This is a genomic window from Ruegeria sp. H9, from assembly GCF_056532915.1.
Window position 1 is genome coordinate 1 of record NZ_JBQFNX010000003.1, and the last position, 25,675, is coordinate 25,675.

Below are 25,675 nucleotides of genomic sequence, written 5' to 3' on the forward strand. Positions count from 1 at the left end.
GCGCGCCACTGGCGCGCTGCCGGGCCCAACGCGTTTGACGGCATCTTTGATGCAGGCAAACGGAGCGGGAGCTTTCCCTGTGTAATTCTTGCTTATCAAAGCTGAGCGAACAGCTCCGACAAGCGGCGCGTTTCGTTTTCGATCCCGAAGGGTGCATTCAACATGAACATACCTGATCCGACCATGCGATGACCTTCCCGCGCCGGAGGGAACGTGACCTCATGGCAAATCGTTTTGGGATATCCAGCGGATTTCAGAGACGAAATCATAGCCTTGTGACGTGCATCCGTCAGGATTGGATACCAAAGTGCGATCACACCCACGTTCCATTTGCGGTGCAGCTTGGCGATCACCCCGGGCAATCGGTCATACTCGGCCTTCACTTCATAACTGGGATCGATCAGCATCATCCCGCGCCGAGGGGTCGGGGGTAGCAACGATTGGGCCAACTCAAACCCATCCTGCTGATAGACCTTCGCACCGAACGGCGACAATGCCAGTGAAAGTGCCGAATGTTCCTGCGGATGCAGCTCGGCGAAATGCAGGCTATCCTGTTTTCGCAACAGGTTGGCCGCAATCAGGGGTGAACCGGGATACGCTTGCACGCCGTGACTGGCCTGTATGGTATCCAGCACCCGCGCCATTGGATGATCGGAATCAAACCAACCTTCGCGCCTGACGCGCCCGATCCCGGCGACAGCTTCACCCGTTCGAACCGCCTCAGCCGCGTCAAGGTGATATAGTCCACGCCCGGAGTGCGTTTCGATATAGCTGAGGGGTTTGTCCTTTTGGGTCAAATAACGCAGCGTCCACGCCAATAAAGCGTGCTTTTGCACATCAGCCAGATTTCCAGCGTGGTAAATGTGTTGATATGAGAGCATTATGCCTTCTAAAGTCTCCATCAATAAGGCGGAAAGGTGCTGATTGTCGCGGAATCAGCTCTTTAACCGGGCGAGTTGGCACCCTATAAGGCATCCGTCCCGGAACCGTCGAGTCGCGGGCAGTGGAAATTCTGACAAACGGGATCGGGGAAATATGGGCATCTTTGGCAATCTGGGCGGCCTGTTCACAGCCGACATGGCTATCGACCTTGGAACAGCGAACACGCTGGTTTATGTCAAAGGGCGCGGAGTGATCCTGTCTGAGCCCTCGGTCGTTGCCTACCACGTCAAGGATGGGGTCAAGAAAGTCCTTGCTGTTGGCGAGGACGCCAAGCTGATGTTGGGCCGGACCCCCGGCTCCATTGAAGCCATCCGTCCGATGCGCGAGGGTGTCATCGCGGACTTCGATACCGCCGAAGAGATGATCAAGCATTTTATCCGCAAGGTGCATAAACGCTCAACCTTCTCGAAACCCAAGATCATCGTTTGCGTCCCTCATGGCGCAACCCCGGTTGAAAAACGCGCAATCCGCCAGTCGGTTCTGTCTGCAGGCGCGCGCCGCGCGGGCCTGATTGCCGAACCGATTGCCGCTGCGATTGGTGCAGGAATGCCGATCACCGATCCAACCGGCAACATGGTTGTGGATATCGGCGGCGGGACCACCGAGGTTGCGGTTCTGTCGCTGGGCGACATCGTCTATGCCCGCTCAGTCCGCGTTGGTGGCGACCGGATGGATGAGGCGATCATCTCGTACCTGCGGCGTCAACAGAACCTGCTGGTGGGTGAATCAACTGCGGAACGGATCAAGACCACCATCGGTACCGCACGGATGCCAGACGACGGGCGTGGCCAGTCGATGCATATTCGCGGGCGCGACTTGTTGAATGGTGTACCGAAGGAAATCGAGATCAGTCAGGCTCAGGTGGCCGAAGCACTGTCTGAACCCGTGCAGCAGATTTGCGAGGCGGTGATGACAGCTCTGGAAACCACGCCGCCCGATCTGGCGGCTGATATCGTGGACCGGGGCGTGATGCTGACCGGTGGCGGTGCGCTGCTGGGTGATCTGGATCTGGCGCTGCGCGAGCAAACCGGTTTGGCAGTTTCTATTGCTGATGAAAGCCTGAATTGTGTGGCTTTGGGCACGGGCAAAGCACTCGAATACGAAAAACAACTGCGCCACGCGATTGACTACGAAAGCTAAGGCGCGCACCCTGATGGGGTGAAAACTCGGGCACGAGCAGCACGGGAAGGTAACCTGTGGCAAAGGACCGATCACAGCGCGATGAATACACGACACCTCTGCGTCGACTGTTGCTGGGGATTGTTGTACTGTGCCTGCTTGGTATCTTTCTGGTCTGGCGCATCGACAGCCCGCGCGTCGAAAGGTTCCGCGCACAGGTGGTGGACAAGGTTGTCCCCTCGATGGAGTGGGCAATGGTCCCGGTCACTGCGCTGGTGAACCTGTCTCGTGATTTCCAAAGCTATCAGCGGCTCAGCGAGCAGAACCAGGAATTGCGCAGCGAGCTGCGCCTGATGCGCGCCTGGAAAGAGGCCGCGCTGCAGCTGGAACAGGAAAACGCCCGCCTGCTGGACCTTAACAATGTTCGGCTCGATCCGCGCCTGACCTATGTCACCGGGGTGGTGATGGCGGATAGCGGCTCACCCTTCCGGCAATCTGTGCTGCTGAACGTGGGGGAGCGTGACGGGATCGTGGATGGTTGGGCAACAATGGACGGGATCGGAGTGGTCGGGCGCATATCGGGTGTTGGCCCGGATACCGCGCGCGTGATCCTGATGACCGATGCCTCAAGCGCGATCCCGGCGACGATCCAGCCTTCGGGGCAGACGGCGCTGATCGCAGGTGACAATACTTCGGCCCCTGCAGTGGAGTTTCTGGAAAACCGGGAACTCGTGCGACCGGGCGACCGGGTCGTTACATCAGGCGATGGTGGCGTGTTCCCCGGTGGCTTGCTGATCGGTCAAATCACGGTTGATCCCGGTGGCAGGTTGCGCGTGCGGCTGTCGGCAGATTTCGAGCGGCTCGAGTTTCTGCGCGTACTACGCTATCAGTCGGCCCCACCAATCACGGAATCCGGTGATATCGTCGGCCCCCGTCAACCCGAAGCATCCTTGACCCCATCCGAGGTCAATGATGGATAGGTCGGTCTCAGATCTGTGGGCCAAGCGCGGTCTCTATGTCGCTCTGGCGGTATTTGTGGTGTTTCTGCACCTGTTGCCGCTGGATACAAAACCTGATCGCCTGCCCTTTCCTGACATACTGATCGCTCTTACTTACGCTTGGGTTTTGCGGCGGCCGGAATGTATTCCGATCCTGATCATTGCCATCGTCATGTTCATGGCCGATCTGCTTTTGCAACGCCCACCCGGGTTGCTTGCTGCGTTGGTGGTTCTGGGTGCAGCCTATCTGCATTCCGCTGCGGCTGGCATGAAAGACAGCGGGTTTGTGGGCGAATGGGCAACCGTCGGGGCCGTGATCACGGTTGTGTTTGTGCTCAATCGACTCATTCTTGCTATCCTCTCGGTGCAACAGGCAACTCTGGGACCGGTAGTGGTGCAAGTTATTCTGACAATCGCAATCTATCCTGTGATGGTTTTGATGAGCCAAACTGTGTTTGGCGTAAGGCGCAAATCTGTTGCCGACAGCACGATGCCACGGGTGCGGCCATGAAGCAGCGCAAATCAAAGCCCAAGGGCCTTGCTTACAAACGTTTGCCGCGCCGCGCCTTGATCCTCGGTGGGCTACAAGCGGCCTTTATCGGGGGGCTGGCAGCCCGGATGCGGTTCATGCAGGTGGATCAAGCGGATGAATACCGTCTGCTGGCCGAAGAAAACCGGATCAACATCCGTCTGATCCCACCAACCCGGGGCCGGATATATGACCGGAACGGGCAGATCATAGGATTAAACTCTCAGTCCTATCGCATCGTCATCGTGCGCGAGGATGCAGGCGATATCGACAAGGTTATCGCCAAGCTTTCGGAACTGATCCCATTGACCGAGGATGAGATCGAACGTGCCAAAACCGAGATGCGTCGATCGGCCCCGTTTCTGCCGGTCACACTGGCTGATCAGGTAACTTGGGAGGATATTTCAAAAGTCGCAGTCAATGCCCCTGCATTGCCTGGCGTCACGCCCGAGGTCGGCATGACGCGCCAGTATCCACGTTACGAGGATTTTGCCCACGTTGTTGGCTATGTCGGCCCGGTCAGCGATTACGATCTAAGCCAAATTGAAGACCCTGAACCGGTACTACGTATTCCAAGGTTTCAGATCGGTAAGGTCGGGCTGGAAGCCAAGCAAGAGATCACATTGCGCGGTAAGGCGGGCGCCAAGCGGGTTGAGGTCAACGCCACAGGCCGGGTGATGCGCGAGCTGGACCGCCAGGTCGGTGAAGCCGGGGCAGATTTGCAATTGTCAGTCGACGCCAATCTGCAGCAATACGCGCAGGCGCGATTGGCTGGGGAAAGCGCCGCTGCGGTCGTGATCGATTGCGAAACCGGCGACATTCGCGCCATCAGCTCGGCCCCCAGCTTCGATCCGAACCTGTTCGTGCGTGGGATCTCGGTGGCGGACTATCAGATGCTAACGCAGGACAAGTATCGCCCGCTTGCCAATAAAACGGTGCAGGGCACCTACCCTCCTGGATCGACTTTCAAAATGATTACCGCCATGGCTGCGCTCGAAGCCGGGGTGATCAGCCCTTCCAGCACGGTGTACTGTCCGGGTCACATGAAAGTGGGCAGCCGCCGCTTTCACTGCTGGAAACGCGGCGGGCACGGGACGGTTGACCTTGAAACCTCGCTGAAGCGCAGTTGCGACGTCTACTATTACGACGTGGCAATACGTGTCGGGATCGACAGGATTTCCGAGATGGCACGCACCTTCGGACTGGGTATCAAACATGACATTCCGATGTCTGCCGTTGCCGCCGGGCTTGCCCCCAATCAGGAATGGAAGCAGCGGGTTCACGGACAGGACTGGCTGGTAGGCGACACCGCAAACGCGTCGATCGGTCAGGGGTTCATGCTTGCCTCACCGCTTCAATTGGCCGTGATGACCGCGCGTTTGGCGACAGGTCGCGCCGTGCAACCACGCCTTGTTCGATCAATCAATGGGGTTGAGCAGCCCTCGGGCGCGGGTGAACCGCTGCAGGTGAACCGCAACAACCTTGAGCAAGTGCGCAAAGCCATGTTCACAGTCTCGAATAACAGGCGTGGCACCGCGTATCGCAGTCGCATCATTGCCGATGAGTTCCGCATGGCGGGCAAAACCGGCACTAGTCAGGTGCGCAATATTACCAAGGCAGAACGCGCCGCAGGTGTAATCCGAAACGAAGACCTGCCATGGGAGCGTCGAGACCACGCCCTGTTCGTCAGCTTCGCCCCCTATGACAATCCGAAATACGCCGTGGCTGTGGTGGTGGAACACGGCGGCGGCGGCTCCAAAGCCGCGGCCCCAGTGGCGCGCGATATCATGCTGCAGGCACTCTACGATGGCACGCCACCGCTCGAAGCGTATCCGGCCGGAGATCGAGAACGCATAAAGGAACAACAGAAACGGCTGGAGGGTGACCGTCGCCCCAAAGCGCGTCCTGACGAGAAGGACCGCGCATGAGCTATCTTGAATATGCCGTCAAATCCACGCCGTCGGGGTTTCGCAAGTTCCTTTATATGAACTGGCCGCTCACCCTGTTGCTGATCAGCGTGGCAAGCGCGGGGTTCCTGATGCTCTACTCGGTCGCGGGTGGATCCTGGATGCCGTGGGCGGAACCGCAAATGGAACGGTTCGGTCTGGGCTTGGCAGCCATGTTTATCATTGCGCTGGTGCCCATCTGGTTCTGGCGGAACATGTCGGTTGTAGCCTATCTGGGCGCGATCGGTCTACTGATCGTGGTCGAACTGTTTGGAACGATCGGCATGGGGGCGCAGCGCTGGATTGATCTGGGCTTCATGCGGCTGCAACCCTCAGAAGTAATGAAAGTGGCGTTGGTGATGGTGCTGGCCGCCTATTACGACTGGCTGCCGGCGCACAAAACCTCGCGCCCGCTCTGGGTGATTATCCCGGTCATTCTGATCCTGATCCCTACATTCATGGTGCTGCGCCAGCCCGACCTAGGCACATCGATCCTGTTATTGGCTGCTGGTGGTGGTCTGATGTTCCTTGCCGGGGTGCATTGGGCCTATTTCGCTGCCGTGATTGCAGCGGGGGTTGGCCTGATTGCTGCAGTGTTCAACAGCCGAGGGACTGAATGGCAGTTGCTCAAAGATTACCAGTTCCGACGCATCGATACGTTTCTGGATCCTTCAACCGATCCGTTGGGAGCGGGATATCACATCACGCAATCGAAGATCGCTCTGGGTTCGGGGGGCTGGAATGGGCGCGGTTTCATGCAGGGAACGCAATCACGTCTTAACTTCCTGCCCGAAAAACACACCGATTTCATCTTCACCACCTTGGCCGAAGAGTTCGGCTTTGTCGGCGGCATCACACTGTTGATCCTTTACGGTCTGATCCTGATCTTCTGCATGGTCACGGCGCTGTCGACCAAGGATCGTTTCTCGTCTCTGGTGACACTTGGGATCGCGCTGAATTTCTTCCTGTTCTTTGCCGTCAATATGTCGATGGTGATGGGGCTGGCCCCAGTGGTCGGAGTACCGCTGCCGATGGTCAGTTATGGCGGCTCGGCCATGCTGGTCCTGATGGCCGCCTTTGGCATCGTTCAAAGCGCCCATATACATCGTCCCCGCTGAAAGGTTTCCCATGCCCGTGAATGTCCTGTTTTCCGCGCGCCCTGAGTTGTGGCCCGAGTATGAAGCTCTGATGCATCAATATTTGTCGGACGCAGGGCTAGATTTTCATCTGGCCACGGACATCCCAGCAGATCAGGTCGACTACATCGTTTACGCCCCGAACGGAGGGGTACAGGATTTCACGCCCTTCACACGGCTCAAGGCGGTGCTGAGCCTCTGGGCGGGGGTTGAGAAAATCTCGGGCAATGAAACCTTGACCGTTCCACTGGCGCGTATGGTTGACGGGGGGTTAACGCAAGGCATGACGGAATGGGTGGTGGGCCATGTGCTGCGCTATCACCTTGGGATGGACCAACACATTACGCTACAGGATGGGGTCTGGACACCTGATGCGCCACCACTGGCCCAGCAACGCACCGTCTGCATCTTGGGTTTGGGCGCATTGGGTGAGGCATCGGCCCACGCGTTGGCAGCGTTGAATTTCCGTGTCATCGGTTGGAGCCGTACCGCCAAGACTATTCCCGGCGTGACCTGTCTGCATGGTAAGAACGGGCTGCGCGATGCACTGTCCCAGGCCGAGATAGTGGTTTTGCTGCTGCCAGATACTCCGGCGACCGAAAACACGCTCAACGCCGAAACACTGGCGCTGTTGCCGGAAGGGGCCAAGATCATCAATCCGGGTCGCGGGCCGCTTATCGATGATGAGGCCCTGCTGGCCGCGCTGAATTCAGGGCAGGTCGGGCACGCCACGCTGGATGTCTTCCGCACCGAACCTCTGCCGACCGAGCATCCCTATTGGGCACATCCCAATGTGACGGTGACGCCACATATAGCCTCGGAAACCAGACCTGTTACCGCAGCTCAGGTGATCTGCGAGAACATTCGCCGAGGTGAAGCGGGTGAACCCTTTCTCCACCTCGTTGACCGAAAGCTTGGGTACTAGGCCGCGATCAGCCCGCGGCCTTTCAGCAAGGCTTCGACGCCAGGCAGACGTCCACGGAAGGCCAGATACAGCTCTTCCGCCTCGCGGGATCCGCCAGTTGACAGGATGTGTTCCTCCAGTGCCTTGGCGCGTTCGGGATCAAACGCACCGCCCGCTTCTTCAAAGGCGGCAAAGGCGTCGGCATCCATAACTTCGGACCACATATAACTGTAATAGCCCGAGCTATAACCGTCGCCCGCAAAGACATGGGCGAAATGCGGGGTGGCGTGGCGCATTCCAATGGCCCGAGGCATGCCGATTTCGGCCAGCACCTCGGCCTGTTTCTCCATCGGATCAGCGGGGGCAGCCCCCTCATGAAACGCCAGATCGACCAGGGCCGAGGCAACATATTCCACCGTCTGGAACCCCTGATCGAAATTGGCGGCCTGTAGCACCTTCTGCAACATCTCCTGCGGCATCGATGCGCCCGTTTCGGCATGAGTGGCGAACTCAGCCAATATCTCGGGCACTTCCAGCCAATGTTCGTAAAGCTGGCTGGGCAGTTCAACGAAATCACGCGCCACCGAGGTGCCCGAGATACTCTCATAGGTCACATTGGACAGCATCTGGTGCAGGGCATGGCCGAACTCGTGAAACAACGTTCGGGCGTCATCATAGGACAAAAGCGCTGGTTCACCTTTGGCAAAGTTACAGACGTTGATCACGACCGGAGCCTGTTCTTTCGGGTATTTCGCCTGCCCGCGCATTGCGCTGCACCATGCACCCGACCGTTTCGATCCGCGTGCAAAGTAGTCACCGATGAACACCGCAATATGCTGCCCGTCACGGGTCACCTCCCATGCACGGCAATCGGGATGATAGAGCGGCACATCAAGCGGCGCGAACTCCAGCCCGAACAGCCGTGTGGCGCAGGCGAAAGACGCCTCGATCATCCGGTCCAGTTGCAGGTACGGCTTCAGCGCCGCTTCATTGAGATCATGTTCGGCCTTGCGGCGTTTCTCGGCATAGTAGCGCCAATCCCACGCTTCCAGCGGGTCATTTACGCCCTCCTCTTGCATCATTGCCGTCAGCACCTCGGCATCTGCGTCGGCGCGGGATTTGGCGGGCTCCCACACATCCAGCAGCAACTCTCGCACGCGATCTGGTGTGCGGGCCATCTCGGTCTCAAGCTTGTAGGCGGCGAAGCTGGCATACCCCAGCAGCTTGGCGCGTTCTTCGCGCAGGCGCAGGATGTCCGCCGCAATCTCGCGGTTGTCGGTCTCACCTCCATTTGCCCCCCGTGCAGTCCACGCGCGATAAGCCTTTGCACGCAAATCCCGGCGGGGCGAGAATTGCAGAAAGGGCACGATAATCGACCGAGAGAGGGTCACCACCGGGCCATCCGCCCCCTTTTCCTGACCCGCTGCGCGCGCTGCATTGATAACAAAATCCGGCAAGCCTTGCAGGTCTTCTTCGGTCAAGTCCATGAACCAGTCGCGTTCATCCGCCAGCAAGTTCTGCGTGAAGGACGTGCCCAGAGACGCCAAACAGGCCTTGATCTCTTGCATTCTTGCATCGTCGGCGCCGGTCAACGCCGCCCCCGCCCGCACGAACCCGCGATGAGACAGCATCAAAACGCGCGCCTGTTCATCGGTCAGGTCCAGATTATCGCGCCGGTCCCATAAATCCGCCACCCGCTTAAACAGTGCTTTGTTTGATGAGATGCGCGAGTAGTGTGCCGCCAGTTTGGGCGAAAATTCGCGTTGCAGTTCTTCACGCTTGGGGTTGCTGTCCGCACCTGCAACGGTGAAAAAGACCGACAGAACCTTATCCATCTGCTCGCCTGTAGCCTCCAGCGCTTCGATCGTATTGGCGAATGTGGGCGTGTCCGGATTCGCTGCTATCGCCTCAATCTCGGCATCATGTGCGTGCATCGCCTGATCCAGCGCAGGGGCAAAGTCATCATCCGTGATCGTTGCAAAGGGCGCGATTTCGAAGGGCGTGTTCCAGTCGGACAGGATCGGGTTGGTCATTGAGGTCTCCTTTGACCTCATAGCTAAGACCGTCCGTCGAAATGATCCAGAGCTACCCGAGAATTTGAGCCCGCCTTAATGAGATGCCCCGCAGATCGGGCAATCGGTGCGACGCGCCAGGGTGATCTTGCGGCTTTCGCCGTATAGCGCATCGTAGATCAACATCTCACCTCGCAATGCCTGCCCGGCGCCGGTGATCACCTTGATCGCCTCAACCGCCATCATCGAGCCGACCACACCCGGCAGTGGGCCGATTACTCCAGCCTCGGCGCAAGAAGGCGCAAGGCCGGGGGCGGGTGCTTCGGGGAAAATGCACTGATAACATGGGCCGGTGGTGGCAGGGTCAAAGACGCTGAGCTGCCCTTCCCACTGCGACAGCGCGCCAGATATCAGGGGTTTTCCCAGTGCAACCGCCGTACGGTTTGCAAGGTAGCGGGTGTCGAAATTGTCAGTGCCGTCGAGGATCAGATCAAAATCAGCAAACAGATCTGCTGCAATCTCTTCGGTCAGGCGACGGTGGTACGGCAAGACGACCACGTTGGGATTCTGCGCCAACATAGACTGCTGGGCTGAAAACACCTTGGGCATACCGATATCAGCATCGCGGTGGATCACCTGCCGCTGTAGGTTGGCGTTCTCGACCACGTCATCGTCGATCACGCCGATTGTTCCCACTCCGGCGGCAGCCAGATATTGCAGGGCGGGCGCGCCGAGCCCCCCCGCACCGATTACCAGCACGCGCGCCTGTTTCATTCGCTTTTGGCCGGGACCGCCCAGTTCACGCAGAACGATGTGGCGGGCATAGCGTTCAAGCTCGGTCTCGCTGAACTGTTCGGATGGCTTGGCGGGCTCCGACGTCTGGCCGGACGCGGCGCGATTTCGCAACGCCTTCAAACCCCGCCCATAAAGCAGCACCAGCACAGCCGCTCCAGCGAGGATCAGCCACATCGCTGCCGACCCACCGGTCGCCTGACGCAACGGGTTTCCCTCAGGCAGCAGAAGTTGAGCAATAATCACGCCTGTCAAGAGCGCGCCAACAGAAACCAGCCGCGCGCTGCGCGACACCCCGGCAATATAGCCAACACCCCAAAGCCCGGCAGCAAGGATCAGAACCAGCAGCATCAGCCGCGCCCGGTCGAGCCGAAGCCACCCGCGCCGCGATCAGTCTCGGTCAGAGCCTCAACGTCCTGGAACATGGCCTGCACCACCGGTGCGACGATCAGTTGCGCGATACGTTCGCCATGCGTAATCTCGAAGGGGTCCTGACCCGCATTCATCACGATCACGCCCAACGGCCCGCGATAGTCGCTGTCGATTGTACCCGGAGTGTTGGGCAAGGTGATCCCGTGTTTCAAGGCAAGGCCCGATCGTGGACGCACCTGAACCTCGAACCCCTGCGGAATTTCGATCCTAAGGCCTGTCGGTATCAGCGCACGACGGCCCGGTTCAAGAATAACAGACTCACCATCCGGCAGATTGGCGCGCACATCCGCCCCGGCAGCACCCGCGGTTTCGTATGAAGGCAAGGGCACCAACGGGTCAGCCCCCTCCTCTCGGATCACGCGAATTGCCACCATACCTGTACCTCTTGTCTTTATGGCTGCTATCTGGTCAACGCGCCGGCGATCTTGGCTGCTAACCGCTTTGCCACATCATCCTTGCCCATACGCGGCCATTCTTCGGCACCTTGCTCTGAGATCAGGATCACCGCATTCTCAGAACCGCCCATGATACCTGTCGCGGGGCTGACATCATTCGCAACGATCCAGTCACATCCCTTGCGGGCACGTTTGGCCGTAGCATGTTCGATCACGTTGTCTGTTTCGGCGGCAAAACCCACCACCAAATCGGGCCTGCCACTTCCCATTCGCGCGATGCGCTTCAAAATGTCGGGATTCTCGGCAAACTCTAGCGCGGGCACCCCGTCGCGGCTTTTCTTCAGCTTCCGGTCCGAGGCACTGGATACCCGCCAATCGGCCACTGCAGCTGCAAATACCCCCGCATCCACCGGAAGCGCCGCGTCGACCGCATCCGACATTTGCAGCGCGGTCTCTACACGCACGACCTTTATGCCGTCTGGCGGAGGCACGTCAGCCGGACCCGTAACAAATGTAACATCGGCCCCCAATGCAGATAGCGCGCGTGCAACAGCTGTTCCCTGCGCGCCCGATGATCGGTTGGCGATGTATCGTACCGGATCAATTGGTTCATGTGTCGGACCCGATGTCACCAGAATACGTTTGCCAGCCAAAGGCCCATCCCCGAACTGCGCCTCAATCGCCGCGACAATTTCAAGTGGCTCCGACATGCGGCCCGGACCGTATTCACCGCAAGCCATATCGCCTTCGTTCGGGCCGACAAAACGCACGCCGTCTGCTTCCAGTTGCGCATGGTTACGCCGGGTTGCGGGATGCTCCCACATGCGGACATTCATCGCAGGCGCACACAGAACCGGCGTATCGGTCGCCATCAAAAGGGTCGAGGCCAGATCATTAGCTAACCCGCCTGCCATCTTACCCATCAGATCGGCCGTTGCCGGAGCAACCACGATCAGATCAGCCGAACGGGAAAGCTGAATATGACCCATCTCCGCTTCATCGGTCAGATCAAAGAGATCTCGATAGACCTTTTCACCGGCCAGGGCAGACACGGATAACGGAGTTACGAATTCTTCGGCAGCACGCGTCAAAACCGGCGTGACCGCCGCACCACGTTCCCGCAACCGCCGGATCAGGTCCAGCGACTTGTAGGCCGCAATCCCACCGCCGATAATCAGCAAAATACGTTTCGATGACAGCATGGCTCGCCCTTCCCGTCCCGGTCGGCCCTGACATTAGGCAACGCTGGCGGGCAGTTCCAGCAGTTAATTCTGCACCTCAAAGGCTTTGCAGGGGTCTTCTCGCTCGACTGTGGGGCTATCGATAACAGCATCAAAATCCCCGCTCACGACCCCATCTTCGGATTGTCCAAGCACAAAGACCTTCAAACCGGGGCGCAGTCGCGACAGAAAAGTCGGAATTCCGCGATCCTTACGGGCATGGCCATTGCCAGTGATGACCGCGACAGGCCCACCAGTTTCGTCGGTGGCGCGCAGAATGGCTCGGGTCAACACAGCGTCCCTCAGACGTTGAATGGCGACCATCTGCGGTAGAACTTCAGCGGGCAATGCGTCGCAATGTGCCGCCAGTTGATCAGCCTCGCGTGCGGCTTGATCTTCATCCGACAGGGGTACAGTCAATCCATATCTGGCCGCATCAGCCCCCAACGCTGTGGCCGCCCCGCGTTCCATAGCAGCGCGGGCCGCTTCACGCGGAACCATCGCGCCATACACCGGCACATCCGCGGCCTGAAAAATGGGGTAGTACATTCTAAGAGGCGGCCAGCCGGATTCTGCCCAGCGCAGAATTCGGGACAGCTCCTCGGGATTGGTTGCCGCTTTTTGAGCCAACCGCTGAGCACCTTCTTCGGTCACCATCTCCCAGACAACCGCCGTGGGCGTGATTGCTTCAACTGCTTCGGCTTGGACCAGATGATGCTGAGGGTTGTCATGTATCTCGCCCAGAATGACGACATCCGCGGCCCGCATGTCGGCCAACACGTCCTGAGGGATAAATTCAGCAGCTCGAACCGTTTGAGGCAAAGTGGCGAGCAACACAAAAGCTGTAAGAATCGCAAGAGGTTTCATGCGAAGAAGTGTTGCACCTCGCGCGATTGCGCTTCAAGGTTCTTGCGCATCTTTGTGAACGCTGCCGCCTCGAGCTGGCGCACACGCTCTTTCGACAGGCCAAGCTCTTTCCCAAGACTTTCCAGCGTCCGGGCAGGCTCACGCAGTTTTCTTTCGCGAACGATAAACCGCTCGCGATCGTTCAAAGCTTGCATCGCCGCCACCAGCCATTCGCGCAGTTGCTGGTTGTCGTGGCTGTTCTCTACTACCTCGGCGGCTTGTTCGCTGTCATCTTCCAGCGCATCAATCCACTCGCGCCCGTCCTCATCTGCAGACTGCACCGCATTCAGCGAGAAATCGGACCCTGCCAGACGGCCTTCCATCATCTCGACATCACGCAGCGGGACTCCGATTTCGGCGGCAATCTTCTGATGCAACTGATGGCGATCCAGCTCCAGCCCCTCAGTCGCGGCTTCGCGCTCCAGACGCGCCTGTACCCGACGCATGTTGAAGAACAGCGATTTCTGGGAAGAGGTCGAACCAGTGCGCACCATCGACCAATTGCGCATCACGTAATCCTGAATGCTGGCCTTGATCCACCACACTGCATACGTTGAAAACCGCACACCCCGATCCGGATCGAACTTGTCGGCGGCTTTCATCAAGCCCAGTCCCGCCTCCTGAATCAGATCATTCATCGGCGCGCCGTAGCGTTTGAATTTCGCCGCCATTGATATCGCCAGCCGCATATAAGCTGTAATGAGGCGATGCAGCGCCTGCTCATCGCGTTCGTCGCGCCAGGCATAGGCCAGTTTCAATTCAGTCTCCGCATCCAGCAGCTCGGCCTTCATTGCCTGCCGGGACATCGAAAAATCATGTGCGTTGTCGAGTGCCATGCAATTCTCCCCTTTTATCACAGGCGATGGGCCGGGCTTGCCTTGCCGACTTGTGGTCGATACGCAGGACAAAACCGGGTGGATCACCAGAAAGGTAATAAAAGTGCATGCCGATTTAACCTTTATCTTGGGCGGGGCGGCATCCGGAAAATCTGCTTTTGCGGAGCAACTTGCTGTTTCAACTGGGAAAAACCGCGTTTACCTTGCGACATCACAAGTGTTTGATGACGAGATGCGCCTAAAAATCAGGCAACATATTGCACAACGCGGCAGCGGGTGGACGACGATCGAAGCGCCATTTGATCTATCGCCGGAACTCGCAAAGCTGACAAATGATCAGATTTGCCTGATCGATTGTGCAACCATGTGGCTGACAAATCACCTGCTGGCAGAAAATAACCTAGAGGAAGCACAGGCCGGACTGCTTGAGGCGATGAAGACCTGTGCCGCCCAGATCGTTATCGTATCAAACGAGGTGGGCCATGGGATCGTCCCCGACAACGCCTTGTCCCGTCGATTCCGCGAGGCGCAGGGACGGCTGAACATCGCTCTGGCTGCGCAGGCAGATCGGGTGGTGCAGGTTACGGCCGGGCTGCCGCTGGTTCTCAAAGGGCAACCCCTATGACGCGCCTGCATTTGGTACGGCACGGCCCCACCCATGCTAAAACTATGGTAGGCTGGTCCGACCTTCCTGCCGACTTGAGTGATAAGGCCGCGATTGCACGGCTTGATGCGCATCTGCCTTCCAATGCCGTCGTAATCTCATCAGACTTGTCACGCGCCAGCGATACGGCCAGCGCCATTCAAGGCACGCGACTCCGCCTTCCGCACAACCGCGATCTGCGCGAAATCAATTTCGGCAACTGGGAGATGCGCCCCTTCGCCGAGATCGAGGCGGAAGATCCCGAGCTTTGCTTTGCCTACTGGGATAATCCGGGCGAGGTCAGGCCTCCAAACGGAGAAAGCTGGAATGAGGTCCGCGCGCGTGTCGATAGGGTCGTCGACACCCTGATCGCGGCCCATACTGGATGTGACCTAGTCCTGGTCGCCCATTTCGGAGTGATCCTGACTCAGGTCCAACGCGCTCTGGACATGGACGCCCAACACGCATTTGGTCACCGCATCGACAACCTGTCCGTCACCGAGATCACGCGCCATAACGATGGTTGGACCGTAGGTCGGATTAATCACCGACCGTGATAAGTGTGCGCACAAATCTCTGATTTACCGACAGGCCTCTGTCCGACATCGTTGCTGTATGACATTTGATCTCTTTATCGGTGACCGGTTGTTCTCCAGCTGGTCCATGCGCGGATGGCTGATGCTTGAGAAATTCGGCCTGCCATACCGCACCCATATGATTGGCCTTTATTCCGGCACAATGGCGGCGGATATGGAACCCCTGGCCCCGGCGCGCCTTGTTCCTGCGCTGCGTCTTCCAGATGGAACCGTGGTCGGCGAAAGCCTCGCGATGGCAGAGACATTGGCCGAACGTCACCCCGAAGCAGGGCTTTGGCCGTCAGACCCCGCAGCGCGCGCCACAGCACGGTGGCTTTGCGCTGAAATGGTAGCCGGTTTCACAGCGCTGCGGGGGCAATGCCCCATGCAGTTGAAGCATTGCTGGGAAGGGTTCAAACCTTCACCTGAAACGATGACTGATTTGCAGCGGATCGAAACCCTCTGGGCCCATGCACGGAAGGTCTCTGGCGCCGCGTCGGGCCCGCTGTTTGGTGCCTATTCTCTGGCTGATGTTTTCTACACGCCGGTCGCTGCGCGGATTGTCGGCTATGGCCTGCCCGTGTCCGAGGTCAATCGTGCATACTGCATGCACCTGCTCTCTGATATCGCAGTTCGGCAATGGCGCGCCATGGGCATGACGGTCGCGTATGAGCCCTTCCCGTATACGCAAGACCTTCCCGCACACAGCTGGCCAATTGGCGGGGATTCAGGGGCATTGGCGGTCAGCAACGGCCCCTCGGTCAACACAGCCTGCCCCTATTCCGGCAAGCCTGTGCAAGACTATCTGGAACTCGATGGCAAGATTTGGGGCTTTTGTAATCCGTTTTGCCGAGACAAGACCATTGCCGACCCTGAGGCGTGGCCGAAATTTACGGCGATTGTTGCTGACGTTAACGATTCTTAAACTGCAGCCATGGCAGCAACGTCCTGTTAACCAAGAACAGGATTGCCATGGTCGCCCGCGCCCACACCGTTGCCTTTCAAGGGGTCGATGCCCGCCCGGTCGAGGTGCAATGCGCCGTCTCACCCGGCCTTCCGGCCTTTTCCATCGTGGGATTGCCGGACAAGGCAGTCTCCGAAGCACGGGACCGGGTGCGCAGCGCGCTAAGTTCGATGGCGATCGCGCTGCCGTCGAAACGGATCACGATTAACCTTTCGCCTGCCGATCTGCCCAAAGAGGGCAGCCATTTCGACCTGCCTATCGCCGTCGCTTTGTTGACTGCGTTGGAAATCATTCCAGCGGATGCTGCCGAGGGCGCTGTCGCGTTGGGCGAGTTGTCTTTGGATGGTTCTCTGGTACCCGTCGTCGGCGCGCTGCCCGCCGCAATGACAGCAGCCGCCGATGATCGCAGCTTGCTTTGTCCCAGCGCCTCTAGCGCCGAAGCCGCGTGGGTTGACACCACGCAGGTAATCGGAGCGGGCTCGTTGGGGGATGTGGTGCGGCATTTTACCGGTCAGTCTGCGCTGCCCGCTGCGACACCGGGCGAAGTGAAACTATCACCCAATGCACGGGACCTGCGGGACGTGAAGGGGCAAGAGCGCGCCAAACGCGCCTTGGAAATCGCCGCAGCCGGGCGGCATCATTTGATCATGATCGGGACACCGGGTTCCGGCAAATCCATGCTGGCGGCGCGTCTGCCGGGTATTTTGCCGCCTCTGAGCCCGGTCGAAGCTTTAGAGACATCGATGATCCAGTCGCTTTGCGGCTTACTGGACGAAGGGGGCATCAGCCGCGCCAGACCGTTTCGCGAGCCGCACCATACCGCTTCGATGGCGGCGATCGTGGGCGGTGGCAAAGGTGCGAAACCCGGTGAGATATCACTGGCGCATAACGGCGTCCTGTTCATGGACGAGTTTCCCGAATTTCCGCGCACAGTTTTAGAAACCCTGCGCCAACCTATTGAAACCGGCAAGGTAATGGTCGCCCGCGCCAACGCCCATGTGAAATACCCATGCCGCTTTATGCTGGTAGCCGCCGCGAACCCGTGCAAATGCGGATACCTGACGGACCCATCCCGCGCCTGTTCACGCGCGCCGGTCTGTGGTGAGGATTACTTGGGGCGTATCTCAGGGCCGTTGATGGACCGGTTCGATCTGCGCATCGAAGTCCCTCCGGTCGGATTTACCGATCTCGACCTGCCGCCTACTGGCGACAGCTCTGCGAACGTCGCAGAGCGGGTTGAAGCGGCGCGCGCCATACAAGCAGATCGCTTTCGCGACACGCCAAATACCCGTCAAAACGCAGATGTCGAAGGCAATATGCTGGAAGAAATCGCCGCCCCTGATGCCCAGGGCAAAGAACTATTACTGAAAGCCGCGGAACGCTTTGGCCTGTCGGCCCGCGCCTTTCACCGCATCCTACGCGTGGCCCGCACCATTGCCGATCTCGAAGGTGAGCCGGATGTGCGCCGCCCCCATGTCGCCGAGGCGCTGAGCTTTCGCATCAGCGCCAAAGCAGGAGCTTAAAGTTTCGCCTCAATCGCTTGCCAGATTTTCTCGGCGATGTTCACGCCATTGAACCGCTCAAGCTCCTGAATACCAGTGGGTGAGGTCACGTTGATCTCGGTCAGGTAGTCGCCAATTACATCGATCCCCACAAAGATCTGACCACGTTCCTTCAATAACGGTCCAATCGCAGCGCAGATTTCCATATCTCGCTCGGACAGGCCGATTTTCTCGGGGCGCCCGCCCACATGCATGTTCGAGCGGGTCTCGCCCTCAGCCGGAACGCGGTTGATGGCGCCCACCGGCTCACCATCGACAAGTATGACCCGCTTGTCGCCATTGCGCACATCGGGCAGGAATTTCTGCGCGATCAGAGGCTCACGAGAAAAGCCGGTGAACAGCTCATGCAGCGACGTCAGGTTGCGGTCATTCGCATCAAGACGGAATACGCCAGCACCTCCGTTGCCGTAAAGCGGCTTGAGGATGATATCGCCATGCTTTTCCTTGAACGCCTTGATGGTTCGCAAATCCCGCGCAATCGTGGTGGGCGGAGTCAGTTCAGGGAAATCCAGAACCAGCAGCTTTTCGGGATAGTTTCGCACCCAAAACGGATCGTTAACCACCAGGGCCTGCCCCTTTAGCCGGTCAAGCAAATGGGTCGAGGTGATGTAGTGCATGTCAAACGGGGGGTCTTGGCGCAGCCAGACGACATCAAATTCAGCAAGGTCCACTTCACACTCAGGGCCCAACACTGCCGGGTTCCCAGCGACTCGTTGCACCGTCATGTCATGGCCGCGCGCCGTGATCTTGCCTTCCTGGTAAGCCAATTGATCCGGGCCATAATAAAACAGCTGGTGGCCGCGCGCCTGAGCCTCTTCTGCCAGACGGAAAGAGCTGTCGGCGTTGATATCCACGGCCCCGATTGGGTCCATCTGAAAGGCGATCTTCATGGTGTATCCCTCAATTCCACGCTCGATACATGGCGCAGAGGCTTGACGGGTTCAATGGGGGTCAGTCCAAACCAAAGGCGTTTTCGATGATTTGAACAGTTCCAGTGTCATCAACCAGTGCCGCATCAAACCGAGTATTCGTCAGCTGACCAGCAGGCTCCTGTTCAAGAAACTGGGCAGCGGATGCGCAAATTCGATCCATCTGTCGGCGACTAATCCGAGCGGCTGCACGGTCAAAACTACGGCTTTTCTTAACCTCAATGAAGACCAACCCATCTGCGTTGCGCGCGATCAGATCTATTTCACCGCCAGCACCGCGCCACCTGCGTCTTGCGATTGAATAACCCCGGCGCACGTATTCGGCGGCCACGCAAAGTTCGGCGGATTGTCCAGCGTGATAAGATACAGAACCCCGAACGGATCTCTGTGCCATATCATCCCTTTCCCAGCTTCAGAGCCATCTGATAGATCGGGCGGCGCGGCAGGCTGAACATCTCTGACACCAAATCTGCCGCATCACGCACCGAATGCGTTTGCAAAGCTTTTATCAATGCCTCTTCTACGTCAGAGTCCTTAACAGATTGCGAATGGGCGCGATCCACAAGCAGAACCACCTCGCCCTTAACCGATAAGCCCTCGTACTCTGTTGCCAGATCAGCGAGCGTCCCTCGGCGAGTTTCTTCAAACTTTTTGGTGAGTTCACGGCACAGGGCCGCCTGTCGGTCTCCACCCAAAATATCCGCGAGATCAGAGAGGCAGGCAGCCACGCGCTTCGGTGATTCATAGAAGACAAGCGTTCCGGGGACGCTGCGCAGGGATTCGATTCGTGAACGCCGTGCGCCAGAGGCATTGGGCAAGAACCCGGCAAAGAAAAATGCATCCGTGGGAAGCCCCGCCAATGTCAGCGCCGTCAAAACAGCAGACGGTCCCGGAGCACATGTCACGTTGTGCCCAGCCTCAGCCGCCTGACGGCCCAAATCATAGCCGGGATCGGCGATCAGCGGCATTCCCGCCTCGGACGCGTAAGCCACCGATTGCCCTTGTTCCAGCGCCTCAAGTATTTTGCCCCGCGCGCCCGCGCCGCTGTGATCGTGATAGGCCAATATACGGCGCCCTTCGAGCGGCACGCCATGGATTTCCATCAAACGTCGCAAGCTGCGTGTATCTTCGGCAGCAATCATGTCCGCCGAGGCCAAAACATCGAGCGCCCTGAGCGTAATATCGCGTGCCGTCCCGATTGGGGTGGCAATAAAGTACAGCCCAGCGGCCAATCTGATCTTTTGGAAATTCAAAGCTGGACCCTCACAGCGTGACGTTTATTATCGCGGTTCAATAGACCAAGGTGCCCTCAGACGCCGGATCAGGGAGTTTTCTTTTAGATGTTTACCGTTTGCAAGCCCGCACGCAAACTGGCGAAATCCGCCATAGTACTGGCCACGGCCGCTTTTCTGGCCGCCTGTGAAGTCGGCGGCATCAGCGGAGGCCCCTCGATCGACACCTCTGACCCGGTTCCGGTGGCCCTGTTGGTCCCAAGCGGATCACCTCAGTCTGGCGATGCGGCCCTTGCCCGTAGCCTTGAGAACGCAGCGCGGCTGGCTATCGCGGATTTGCCGAACGTCAAGATTGATCTGCGCGTCTACGACACGGCCGGCAATGCCGGAACGGCCTCGGCGGTTGCACAGCAAGCTGTAGCGGACGGGGCCAAGATCATTCTTGGGCCAGTGTACGCACAAGCCGCAAACGCGGCAGGACTTGCGGTGCTAAACAACAATGTGAACGTGCTGTCCTTCTCGAACAACACCAGCATTGCGGGCGGCAATGTCTATGTGCTTGGCCCCACTTTCCAGAACACGGCCAACAGACTGGTGAACTACGCCGGACAGCAGGGTAAAAACAGTACTGTCATTGTGCACAGCAATGACTCAGCGGGCCAGCTAGGCCAGTCTGCCATCGCTGCCGCGCTCAGCAACAGCCGCGTCAACAATGCGGGCACAGTTGGATATGACCGGTCTCAGCAGGGCGTGATCGATTCTGTTTCGGCGATTAAAGCAACGGTCGATTCGACCGGCGCAGATTCGATTTTCCTGACCGCGACAACCGCAGGCGCGCTGCCGCTTTACAGCCAGTTGTTGCCCGAGGCTGGTGTGTCTCCTGCGACAACTCAGTATATCGGCCTGACACGTTGGGACATTCCAGCCCAAACGCTGGAATTGCCTGGCGTACAAGGTGGCTGGTTCGCACTTCCCGATCCGGCAAAGGCACAGGCGTATCGCCAGCGTTACAACAACACCTACGGTGAGGCACCACACCCGATCAGCGGGCTTGCCTATGACGGAATCGCTGCGATCGGAGCCTTGGTTAGCCAGGGCAAATCGAACGCGTTGACAGGTGCAGCATTAACCCAGAACGCCGGTTTTCAGGGTGTCGGCGGTATTTTCCGCCTGCGACCGAACGGTACGAACGAACGCGGTCTGGCTGTTGCCACGATCCAGAACAAACAGGTGGTTGTGATTGACCCTGCCCCACAAAGCTTCTCTGGCGCCGGATTCTAATCGACCGGCGCAGGGCTCTGCGCCCGATGTCAATCTGATCTGCGCGGCTGACGAGATTTTTAACAACGCCGAGGTCAATGCCAACCTGTCCGCCGCTGTTGAAATCAGTTCGGACAACGCAGCCTTGCGCGCCGAGACGGTGCGCATTCTGCGAGAGGCGCAAAAGACAGGCCGCAAGGCGATTGCGGACGCCTTTGCCGAGCGCCCATTTGATGCACTGCCGCTGACGCATTCCTATACCTATCTGACGGATCAGATGGTCGGGACAGCAATGCGCATCGCCAGCGAGCATCTGCATCCGCTGGCAAATCCAACGCAAGGCGAGAAAATCGCTGTGCTGGCAGTGGGAGGTTATGGCCGGGGTGAGATGGCCCCGTCATCCGATGTAGATCTGCTTTTTCTGACGCCGTACAAAATCACCGCCTGGGCCGAGAGCGTGATCGAATCCATGCTCTATATTCTCTGGGATCTGCGGCTGAAGGTCGGTCACTCTTCACGCACGATCAAAGATTGCCTGCGTCTGGGGGCCGATGATTTCACCATCCGTACCGCCATGCTGGAACAACGGTATCTCGTCGGGGATCAGCCCCTTGCGCAAGAACTTGAAGCGCGCCTGAAGACCGATCTTTTCAAAGGCACCGAGCGGGAATTTATCGAAGCCAAGCTGAAAGAGCGCGATGAGCGGCACCTGAAGCAGGGTGAACGCTATATGGTCGAACCCAATGTCAAAGAGGGCAAGGGCGGCTTACGCGACCTGCAATCGCTCTACTGGATCGCAAAATACATCTATGGCGTAACGGACGTGGCCGAACTGGTCCCTATGGGCCTCTTTACGCCCGAAGAGTTTGACGAGTTCGCGCAAGCCGAAGAATTCCTCTGGGCCGTCAGGTCTCATTTGCATCTGGTGACGGGCCGCGCGACGGAACAACTGACCTTCGATCTGCAGGTCGAGGTGGCCGATCGTATGGGATATCAAGACCGCGCCGGTCGGCGCGCCGTCGAGGTGTTCATGCAACGCTATTTCCGCGAAGCGACCCGTGTGGGCGAATTGACACGGATTTTCCTGACCAAACTGGAAGCCTCGCACATGAAGGGCGCGGCCTTGCTGGAACGTATTTTCCGCCGTCGCCCCCGCGTCAAGGCCGGTTACCGCGTGGTCCATGGCCGCCTGGATATCGCGGACCCTGACACGTTCCTGTCAGACAAGGTCAACCTGTTACGGTTGTTCGAAGAGGGTTTGCGCACGGGTATGCTGATCCATCCCGACGCAATGCGGTTGGTAACGGCCAACCTGAACCTGATCGACGATGAGATGCGCAACGACAAAGAGGCGCGGCGCATCTTTCTTGATCTGATGCTGAAACACGGCAACCCCGAACGTGCCCTGCGACGCATGAACGAGTTGGGGGTTCTGTCAGCCTTTTTGCCCGAGTTTGAGCACATCGTGGCGATGATGCAGTTCAATATGTATCACAGCTATACGGTGGACGAGCATACGATCCAGTGCATCGTCAATTTGGCGCAGATCGAGCGAGGAGAGTTAATCGAGGAACTGCCCTTGGCGTCATCCATCCTGGAGGGTGGTGTTAGCCGAAAGGTTCTATACGTGGCTCTGTTGCTGCACGACATCGGCAAAGGACGCCCCGAAGATCATTCGATTCTGGGTGCGCAAATCGCGCGCAAAGTGGCACCACGATTAGGGCTGAGCAAGGCGGATTCTGAAACCGTCGAATGGCTTGTACGCTATCACTTGCTGATGTCCGATATGGCGCAAAAACGCGACATCTCAGACCCGCGCACAATCCGCGATTTCGCGAAAGCTGTTGCAACCGTCAAACGGCTGGACTTGCTGACGGTGCTGACAGTCTGTGACATCCGCGGTGTCGGACCAACGACCTGGAACAACTGGAAGGCTACATTGCTGCGCGCTTTGCATGCTGACACCAAACACGCACTGGAATCCGGGATGGAGGCGCTTAACCGAGCCAATCGTGGAGATGGGGCGAAAAAGCGGTTGCGGGCCGAATTGGAAAACTGGTCCAAATCTGACCTGAAAACCGAAACCGGGCGGCATTATGATCCGTATTGGCAGGGACTGAACCTTTCGACACATGTCGAATTCGCGGAAATGTTGAAATCGCTGGAGGACAGCGGCGATCCGGGTGCCGTAGAAATCCGTCTGCATCCGGATGAGGACCGCGACGCCACCCGCGCGTGTTTTGCCATGGGTGATCATCCGGGTATTTTTTCTCGCATAGCGGGGGCACTTGCCCTTGTAGGAGCCAACGTGGTTGATGCCCGCAGCTATACGACGAAAGACGGATATGTAACTGATGCGTTCTGGGTTCAGGACGCCGAGGGCCATCCCTTCGAGGCCACGCGCCTGCCTCGGCTGACCCAGATGATTCACAAGACACTCAGGGGTGAGGTTGTCGCACGGGACGCATTGAAATCCCGCGACAAGATCAAGAAGCGCGAACGCGCCTTCAACGTCCCGACCCATATCACCTTCGACAACGAAGGTTCAGAGATTTACACGATCATCGAAGTCGACACCCGCGACCGGCCCGGACTGTTATATGATTTGACGCGCACGATGGCAGCCGCCAATGTCTATATCGCGAACGCAGTGATCGCCACCTATGGCGAACAGGTGGTCGACACGTTCTATGTCAAGGATATGTTCGGCCTGAAATACCACTCTGAGGCCAAGCAACGCGGGTTGGAAGCCAAGCTGCGTGCGGCCATCACCGAAGGTGCCGAGCGGGCCGCATCATGAAGCCGATCCGCCTGATTTCGGGCTTTTTCACCGTTGGGTTCTGGACCTTGGCAAGCCGCATTCTGGGCTTTTTGCGGGAAATCCTGCTGACCGCTTATATCGGGCCCGGACCGGTGATGGACGCTTTCGTCGCAGCCTTCCGACTACCCAATATGTTCCGCCGCTTCTTTGCCGAGGGCGCATTCAACGCAGCCTTTGTTCCAATGTTTTCAAAACGCCTTGAAGGCGGTGAAGACGCCGAAGGTTTCGCACAGGATGCGTTTAACCTGTTGGCAGTGGCGGTGCTGGCGCTAGTCGGTCTGGCGATGGTCTTCATGCCCGCGTTGGTTTGGATAACCGCCGAAGGATTCTATGGTGATGAACGCTTCGATCTGGCGGTGGATTATGGTTACGTCGTGTTCCCCTACATCCTGTTTATGTCCCTCGCTGCGCTGTTTTCCGGAGTATTGAACGCTACCGGGCGCTTCGCCGCTGCAGCCGCCGCTCCTGTGCTGCTGAACATATTCGCCTGCTCCGCGTTAATCTTTGGCGCGATATCTGGTGGAGAAATCATACGCTGGCTCATCGCGGTCATCCCAGTCGCAGGCATCGCGCAATTGGCGCTTGTCTGGATTGCGACCGAACGCGCGGGAATTCGCATTCGGCCCGGTTGGCCAAAGCTCAGCCCGGAAATGCGCCGCATGGTGCGGATCGCGGTTCCTGCGGCGTTGGCCATGGGCGTAACGCAAGTCAATCTTGTAGTCGGACAGCTTGTGGCATCAAAAACCGAAAAGGCAGTCAGTTGGTTGTTTGCCGCAGATCGTTTGTATCAACTGCCGCTCGGAGTGGTTGGCATTGCCGTCGGCATCGTGCTGTTACCCGACCTGTCGCGCCGCCTGCGCGCAGACGACAAAGATGGAGCACGCAACGCCTTTTCAAGAGCCGGAGAGTTTACTCTGCTGCTGACCTTGCCTTCGACAGTCGCCTTTATGATCATCCCCGGCCCGTTGGTCTCGGTCCTGTTCCAACGTGGCCAGTTCAGCGCCGAAGATACAGCGGCGACCGCCTTGGCCGTGGCCATCTATGGTATCGGGCTGCCCGCATTCATGCTGCAGAAGCTGCTGCAACCGTTGTTCTTCGCCCGCGAGGATACCAAATCACCGTTTCGATACGCTGTGGTTGCAATGGTGGTGAATGCCGGGCTTGCCTTTGGGCTTTATCCCATTTTCGGGTGGATTGCGCCCGCAATCGCAGCGTCGACTGCTGGCTGGGCCATGGTTGCGCTGCTTGCAATCGGCGCGCGCAGAATGGGCGACGAAGCCCGATTTGATGACCGGTTCAAACAGCGGATCTGGCGGGTCGTGGCGGCATCGGCTGGCATGGGGGTGGTGTTGTTTACGGCCATTAACCTCTTCGGCTGGACGTTCGGCGTACCAGGCTGGCGTTACCTTGCGCTGATCGTGCTCATTGTAACTGCGGCGGTGGCCTACTTCCTTTTGGGGCACCTCTTGGGGGCCTTCAGGATTTCGGAATTCCGAACAGCGCTGCGCCGTAGCTAAGGCGC

The 25,675-nt window shown here is 58.4% G+C and carries 23 protein-coding genes; 13 read left to right on the forward strand and 10 right to left on the reverse strand.

Features of this window, described 5'->3' with window-relative positions; genetic code table 11:
- Window positions 1-95 precede the first annotated feature (95 nt).
- Window positions 96-881 (reverse strand): 23S rRNA (adenine(2030)-N(6))-methyltransferase RlmJ, encoded by a 786-nt coding sequence (locus tag ACR0CZ_RS14120; RefSeq protein WP_170395898.1) that lies wholly within the window; start codon window positions 879-881, stop codon window positions 96-98.
- Window positions 882-1,035: 154 nt separating this feature from the next.
- On the opposite strand from ACR0CZ_RS14120, the gene ACR0CZ_RS14125 reads away from it, so the two are divergent.
- The 6 genes from ACR0CZ_RS14125 to ACR0CZ_RS14150 are packed head-to-tail and all read left to right on the forward strand — an operon-like array spanning window position 1,036 to window position 7,595.
- Window positions 1,036-2,082: a rod shape-determining protein gene (locus tag ACR0CZ_RS14125; RefSeq protein WP_039523195.1), complete on the forward strand. Its 1,047-nt coding sequence runs from the start codon at window positions 1,036-1,038 to the stop codon at window positions 2,080-2,082.
- A 56-nt stretch (window positions 2,083-2,138) separates the two neighbouring features.
- Window positions 2,139-3,041 (forward strand): rod shape-determining protein MreC, encoded by a 903-nt coding sequence (gene mreC / locus ACR0CZ_RS14130; protein ID WP_170395896.1) that lies wholly within the window; start codon window positions 2,139-2,141, stop codon window positions 3,039-3,041.
- Entirely contained in the window at window positions 3,034-3,570 is a 537-nt protein-coding gene (locus tag ACR0CZ_RS14135; protein WP_170396096.1) for a rod shape-determining protein MreD, read from the forward strand. The genes mreC and ACR0CZ_RS14135 overlap by 8 nt, the downstream gene beginning before the upstream one ends.
- Window positions 3,567-5,516 carry a penicillin-binding protein 2 gene (mrdA, locus tag ACR0CZ_RS14140; RefSeq protein ID WP_170395894.1) on the forward strand — a complete coding sequence of 650 codons (1,950 nt, stop codon included), beginning with the start codon at window positions 3,567-3,569 and terminating at the stop codon, window positions 5,514-5,516. The genes ACR0CZ_RS14135 and mrdA overlap by 4 nt, the downstream gene beginning before the upstream one ends.
- Complete coding sequence (gene rodA / locus ACR0CZ_RS14145) at window positions 5,513-6,652, forward strand: rod shape-determining protein RodA (RefSeq protein WP_170395892.1); 1,140 nt, start codon at window positions 5,513-5,515, stop codon at window positions 6,650-6,652. Before mrdA ends, rodA begins: the two co-directional genes overlap by 4 nt.
- Window positions 6,653-6,662: 10 nt before the next feature.
- Window positions 6,663-7,595 carry a 2-hydroxyacid dehydrogenase gene (locus tag ACR0CZ_RS14150; protein WP_170395890.1) on the forward strand — a complete coding sequence of 311 codons (933 nt, stop codon included), beginning with the start codon at window positions 6,663-6,665 and terminating at the stop codon, window positions 7,593-7,595.
- Here ACR0CZ_RS14150 and ACR0CZ_RS14155 read toward each other — a convergent pair.
- From ACR0CZ_RS14155 to ACR0CZ_RS14180, 6 genes are all read right to left on the reverse strand, one after another.
- A complete protein-coding gene (locus ACR0CZ_RS14155) occupies window positions 7,592-9,607 on the reverse strand; it encodes a M3 family metallopeptidase (RefSeq protein ID WP_170395888.1) in 2,016 nt (671 codons plus the stop codon). The genes ACR0CZ_RS14150 and ACR0CZ_RS14155 overlap by 4 nt on opposite strands.
- A 75-nt stretch (window positions 9,608-9,682) precedes the next feature.
- Entirely contained in the window at window positions 9,683-10,729 is a 1,047-nt protein-coding gene (locus tag ACR0CZ_RS14160; RefSeq protein WP_170465926.1) for a molybdopterin-synthase adenylyltransferase MoeB, read from the reverse strand.
- On the reverse strand, window positions 10,729-11,184 hold the full coding sequence (dut, locus tag ACR0CZ_RS14165) for a dUTP diphosphatase (RefSeq protein ID WP_170423776.1): 456 nt from the start codon (window positions 11,182-11,184) through the stop codon (window positions 10,729-10,731). The genes ACR0CZ_RS14160 and dut overlap by 1 nt, the downstream gene beginning before the upstream one ends.
- 26 nt (window positions 11,185-11,210) lie before the next feature.
- Window positions 11,211-12,407 (reverse strand): bifunctional phosphopantothenoylcysteine decarboxylase/phosphopantothenate--cysteine ligase CoaBC, encoded by a 1,197-nt coding sequence (gene coaBC, locus ACR0CZ_RS14170; RefSeq protein WP_170423774.1) that lies wholly within the window; start codon window positions 12,405-12,407, stop codon window positions 11,211-11,213.
- A gap of 63 nt (window positions 12,408-12,470) precedes the next feature.
- Complete coding sequence (locus tag ACR0CZ_RS14175; RefSeq protein ID WP_170395880.1) at window positions 12,471-13,292, reverse strand: ChaN family lipoprotein; 822 nt, start codon at window positions 13,290-13,292, stop codon at window positions 12,471-12,473.
- Window positions 13,289-14,167: an RNA polymerase factor sigma-32 gene (locus ACR0CZ_RS14180; protein WP_170423772.1), complete on the reverse strand. Its 879-nt coding sequence runs from the start codon at window positions 14,165-14,167 to the stop codon at window positions 13,289-13,291. Before ACR0CZ_RS14180 ends, ACR0CZ_RS14175 begins: the two co-directional genes overlap by 4 nt.
- A 103-nt stretch (window positions 14,168-14,270) precedes the next feature.
- Here ACR0CZ_RS14180 and cobU point away from each other — a divergent pair, with 103 nt between their 5' ends.
- The 4 genes from cobU to ACR0CZ_RS14200 are packed head-to-tail and all read left to right on the forward strand — an operon-like array spanning window position 14,271 to window position 17,872.
- A complete protein-coding gene (gene cobU / locus ACR0CZ_RS14185; RefSeq protein WP_170465962.1) occupies window positions 14,271-14,792 on the forward strand; it encodes a bifunctional adenosylcobinamide kinase/adenosylcobinamide-phosphate guanylyltransferase in 522 nt (173 codons plus the stop codon).
- Window positions 14,789-15,367 carry a histidine phosphatase family protein gene (locus ACR0CZ_RS14190; RefSeq protein ID WP_170465923.1) on the forward strand — a complete coding sequence of 193 codons (579 nt, stop codon included), beginning with the start codon at window positions 14,789-14,791 and terminating at the stop codon, window positions 15,365-15,367. The genes cobU and ACR0CZ_RS14190 overlap by 4 nt, the downstream gene beginning before the upstream one ends.
- A 58-nt stretch (window positions 15,368-15,425) precedes the next feature.
- A complete protein-coding gene (locus tag ACR0CZ_RS14195) occupies window positions 15,426-16,310 on the forward strand; it encodes a glutathione S-transferase (RefSeq protein WP_170395874.1) in 885 nt (294 codons plus the stop codon).
- 47 nt (window positions 16,311-16,357) lie between these two features.
- Entirely contained in the window at window positions 16,358-17,872 is a 1,515-nt protein-coding gene (locus ACR0CZ_RS14200) for a YifB family Mg chelatase-like AAA ATPase (RefSeq protein ID WP_170395872.1), read from the forward strand.
- Here ACR0CZ_RS14200 and gshB read toward each other — a convergent pair.
- From gshB to rsmI, 3 genes are all read right to left on the reverse strand, one after another.
- Entirely contained in the window at window positions 17,869-18,801 is a 933-nt protein-coding gene (gshB, locus tag ACR0CZ_RS14205) for a glutathione synthase (protein ID WP_170395871.1), read from the reverse strand. The genes ACR0CZ_RS14200 and gshB overlap by 4 nt on opposite strands.
- 61 nt (window positions 18,802-18,862) lie before the next feature.
- Window positions 18,863-19,234 (reverse strand): YraN family protein, encoded by a 372-nt coding sequence (locus ACR0CZ_RS14210; protein ID WP_170395869.1) that lies wholly within the window; start codon window positions 19,232-19,234, stop codon window positions 18,863-18,865.
- 1 nt (window position 19,235) lies between these two features.
- A complete protein-coding gene (rsmI, locus tag ACR0CZ_RS14215; protein ID WP_170395867.1) occupies window positions 19,236-20,093 on the reverse strand; it encodes a 16S rRNA (cytidine(1402)-2'-O)-methyltransferase in 858 nt (285 codons plus the stop codon).
- 87 nt (window positions 20,094-20,180) lie between these two features.
- On the opposite strand from rsmI, the gene ACR0CZ_RS14220 reads away from it, so the two are divergent.
- The 3 genes from ACR0CZ_RS14220 to murJ are packed head-to-tail and all read left to right on the forward strand — an operon-like array spanning window position 20,181 to window position 25,670.
- Window positions 20,181-21,353 carry a penicillin-binding protein activator gene (locus ACR0CZ_RS14220; RefSeq protein ID WP_170395865.1) on the forward strand — a complete coding sequence of 391 codons (1,173 nt, stop codon included), beginning with the start codon at window positions 20,181-20,183 and terminating at the stop codon, window positions 21,351-21,353.
- Window positions 21,313-24,132: a [protein-PII] uridylyltransferase gene (locus ACR0CZ_RS14225; protein WP_170395863.1), complete on the forward strand. Its 2,820-nt coding sequence runs from the start codon at window positions 21,313-21,315 to the stop codon at window positions 24,130-24,132. Before ACR0CZ_RS14220 ends, ACR0CZ_RS14225 begins: the two co-directional genes overlap by 41 nt.
- On the forward strand, window positions 24,129-25,670 hold the full coding sequence (murJ, locus tag ACR0CZ_RS14230; RefSeq protein ID WP_170395861.1) for a murein biosynthesis integral membrane protein MurJ: 1,542 nt from the start codon (window positions 24,129-24,131) through the stop codon (window positions 25,668-25,670). Before ACR0CZ_RS14225 ends, murJ begins: the two co-directional genes overlap by 4 nt.
- The last annotated feature ends 5 nt before the right edge of the window (window positions 25,671-25,675 follow it).

Excerpts from the sequence above, each read along its gene's own strand:
- ACR0CZ_RS14120 (WP_170395898.1), bottom strand. The coding sequence starts at position 881 with ATGCTCTCATATCAACACATTTACCACGCTGGAAATCTGGCTGATGTG.
- ACR0CZ_RS14125 (WP_039523195.1), top strand. The coding sequence starts at position 1,036 with ATGGGCATCTTTGGCAATCTGGGCGGCCTGTTCACAGCCGACATGGCT.
- ACR0CZ_RS14135 (WP_170396096.1), top strand. The coding sequence starts at position 3,034 with ATGGATAGGTCGGTCTCAGATCTGTGGGCCAAGCGCGGTCTCTATGTC.
- mrdA (WP_170395894.1), top strand. The coding sequence starts at position 3,567 with ATGAAGCAGCGCAAATCAAAGCCCAAGGGCCTTGCTTACAAACGTTTG.
- rodA (WP_170395892.1), top strand. The coding sequence starts at position 5,513 with ATGAGCTATCTTGAATATGCCGTCAAATCCACGCCGTCGGGGTTTCGC.
- ACR0CZ_RS14150 (WP_170395890.1), top strand. The coding sequence starts at position 6,663 with ATGCCCGTGAATGTCCTGTTTTCCGCGCGCCCTGAGTTGTGGCCCGAG.
- ACR0CZ_RS14155 (WP_170395888.1), bottom strand. The coding sequence starts at position 9,607 with ATGACCAACCCGATCCTGTCCGACTGGAACACGCCCTTCGAAATCGCG.
- ACR0CZ_RS14160 (WP_170465926.1), bottom strand. The coding sequence starts at position 10,729 with ATGCTGCTGGTTCTGATCCTTGCTGCCGGGCTTTGGGGTGTTGGCTAT.
- dut (WP_170423776.1), bottom strand. The coding sequence starts at position 11,184 with ATGGTGGCAATTCGCGTGATCCGAGAGGAGGGGGCTGACCCGTTGGTG.
- coaBC (WP_170423774.1), bottom strand. The coding sequence starts at position 12,407 with ATGCTGTCATCGAAACGTATTTTGCTGATTATCGGCGGTGGGATTGCG.
- ACR0CZ_RS14175 (WP_170395880.1), bottom strand. The coding sequence starts at position 13,292 with ATGAAACCTCTTGCGATTCTTACAGCTTTTGTGTTGCTCGCCACTTTG.
- ACR0CZ_RS14180 (WP_170423772.1), bottom strand. The coding sequence starts at position 14,167 with ATGGCACTCGACAACGCACATGATTTTTCGATGTCCCGGCAGGCAATG.
- ACR0CZ_RS14190 (WP_170465923.1), top strand. The coding sequence starts at position 14,789 with ATGACGCGCCTGCATTTGGTACGGCACGGCCCCACCCATGCTAAAACT.
- ACR0CZ_RS14195 (WP_170395874.1), top strand. The coding sequence starts at position 15,426 with ATGACATTTGATCTCTTTATCGGTGACCGGTTGTTCTCCAGCTGGTCC.
- ACR0CZ_RS14200 (WP_170395872.1), top strand. The coding sequence starts at position 16,358 with ATGGTCGCCCGCGCCCACACCGTTGCCTTTCAAGGGGTCGATGCCCGC.
- gshB (WP_170395871.1), bottom strand. The coding sequence starts at position 18,801 with ATGAAGATCGCCTTTCAGATGGACCCAATCGGGGCCGTGGATATCAAC.
- ACR0CZ_RS14210 (WP_170395869.1), bottom strand. The coding sequence starts at position 19,234 with ATGGCACAGAGATCCGTTCGGGGTTCTGTATCTTATCACGCTGGACAA.
- ACR0CZ_RS14220 (WP_170395865.1), top strand. The coding sequence starts at position 20,181 with ATGTTTACCGTTTGCAAGCCCGCACGCAAACTGGCGAAATCCGCCATA.
- murJ (WP_170395861.1), top strand. The coding sequence starts at position 24,129 with ATGAAGCCGATCCGCCTGATTTCGGGCTTTTTCACCGTTGGGTTCTGG.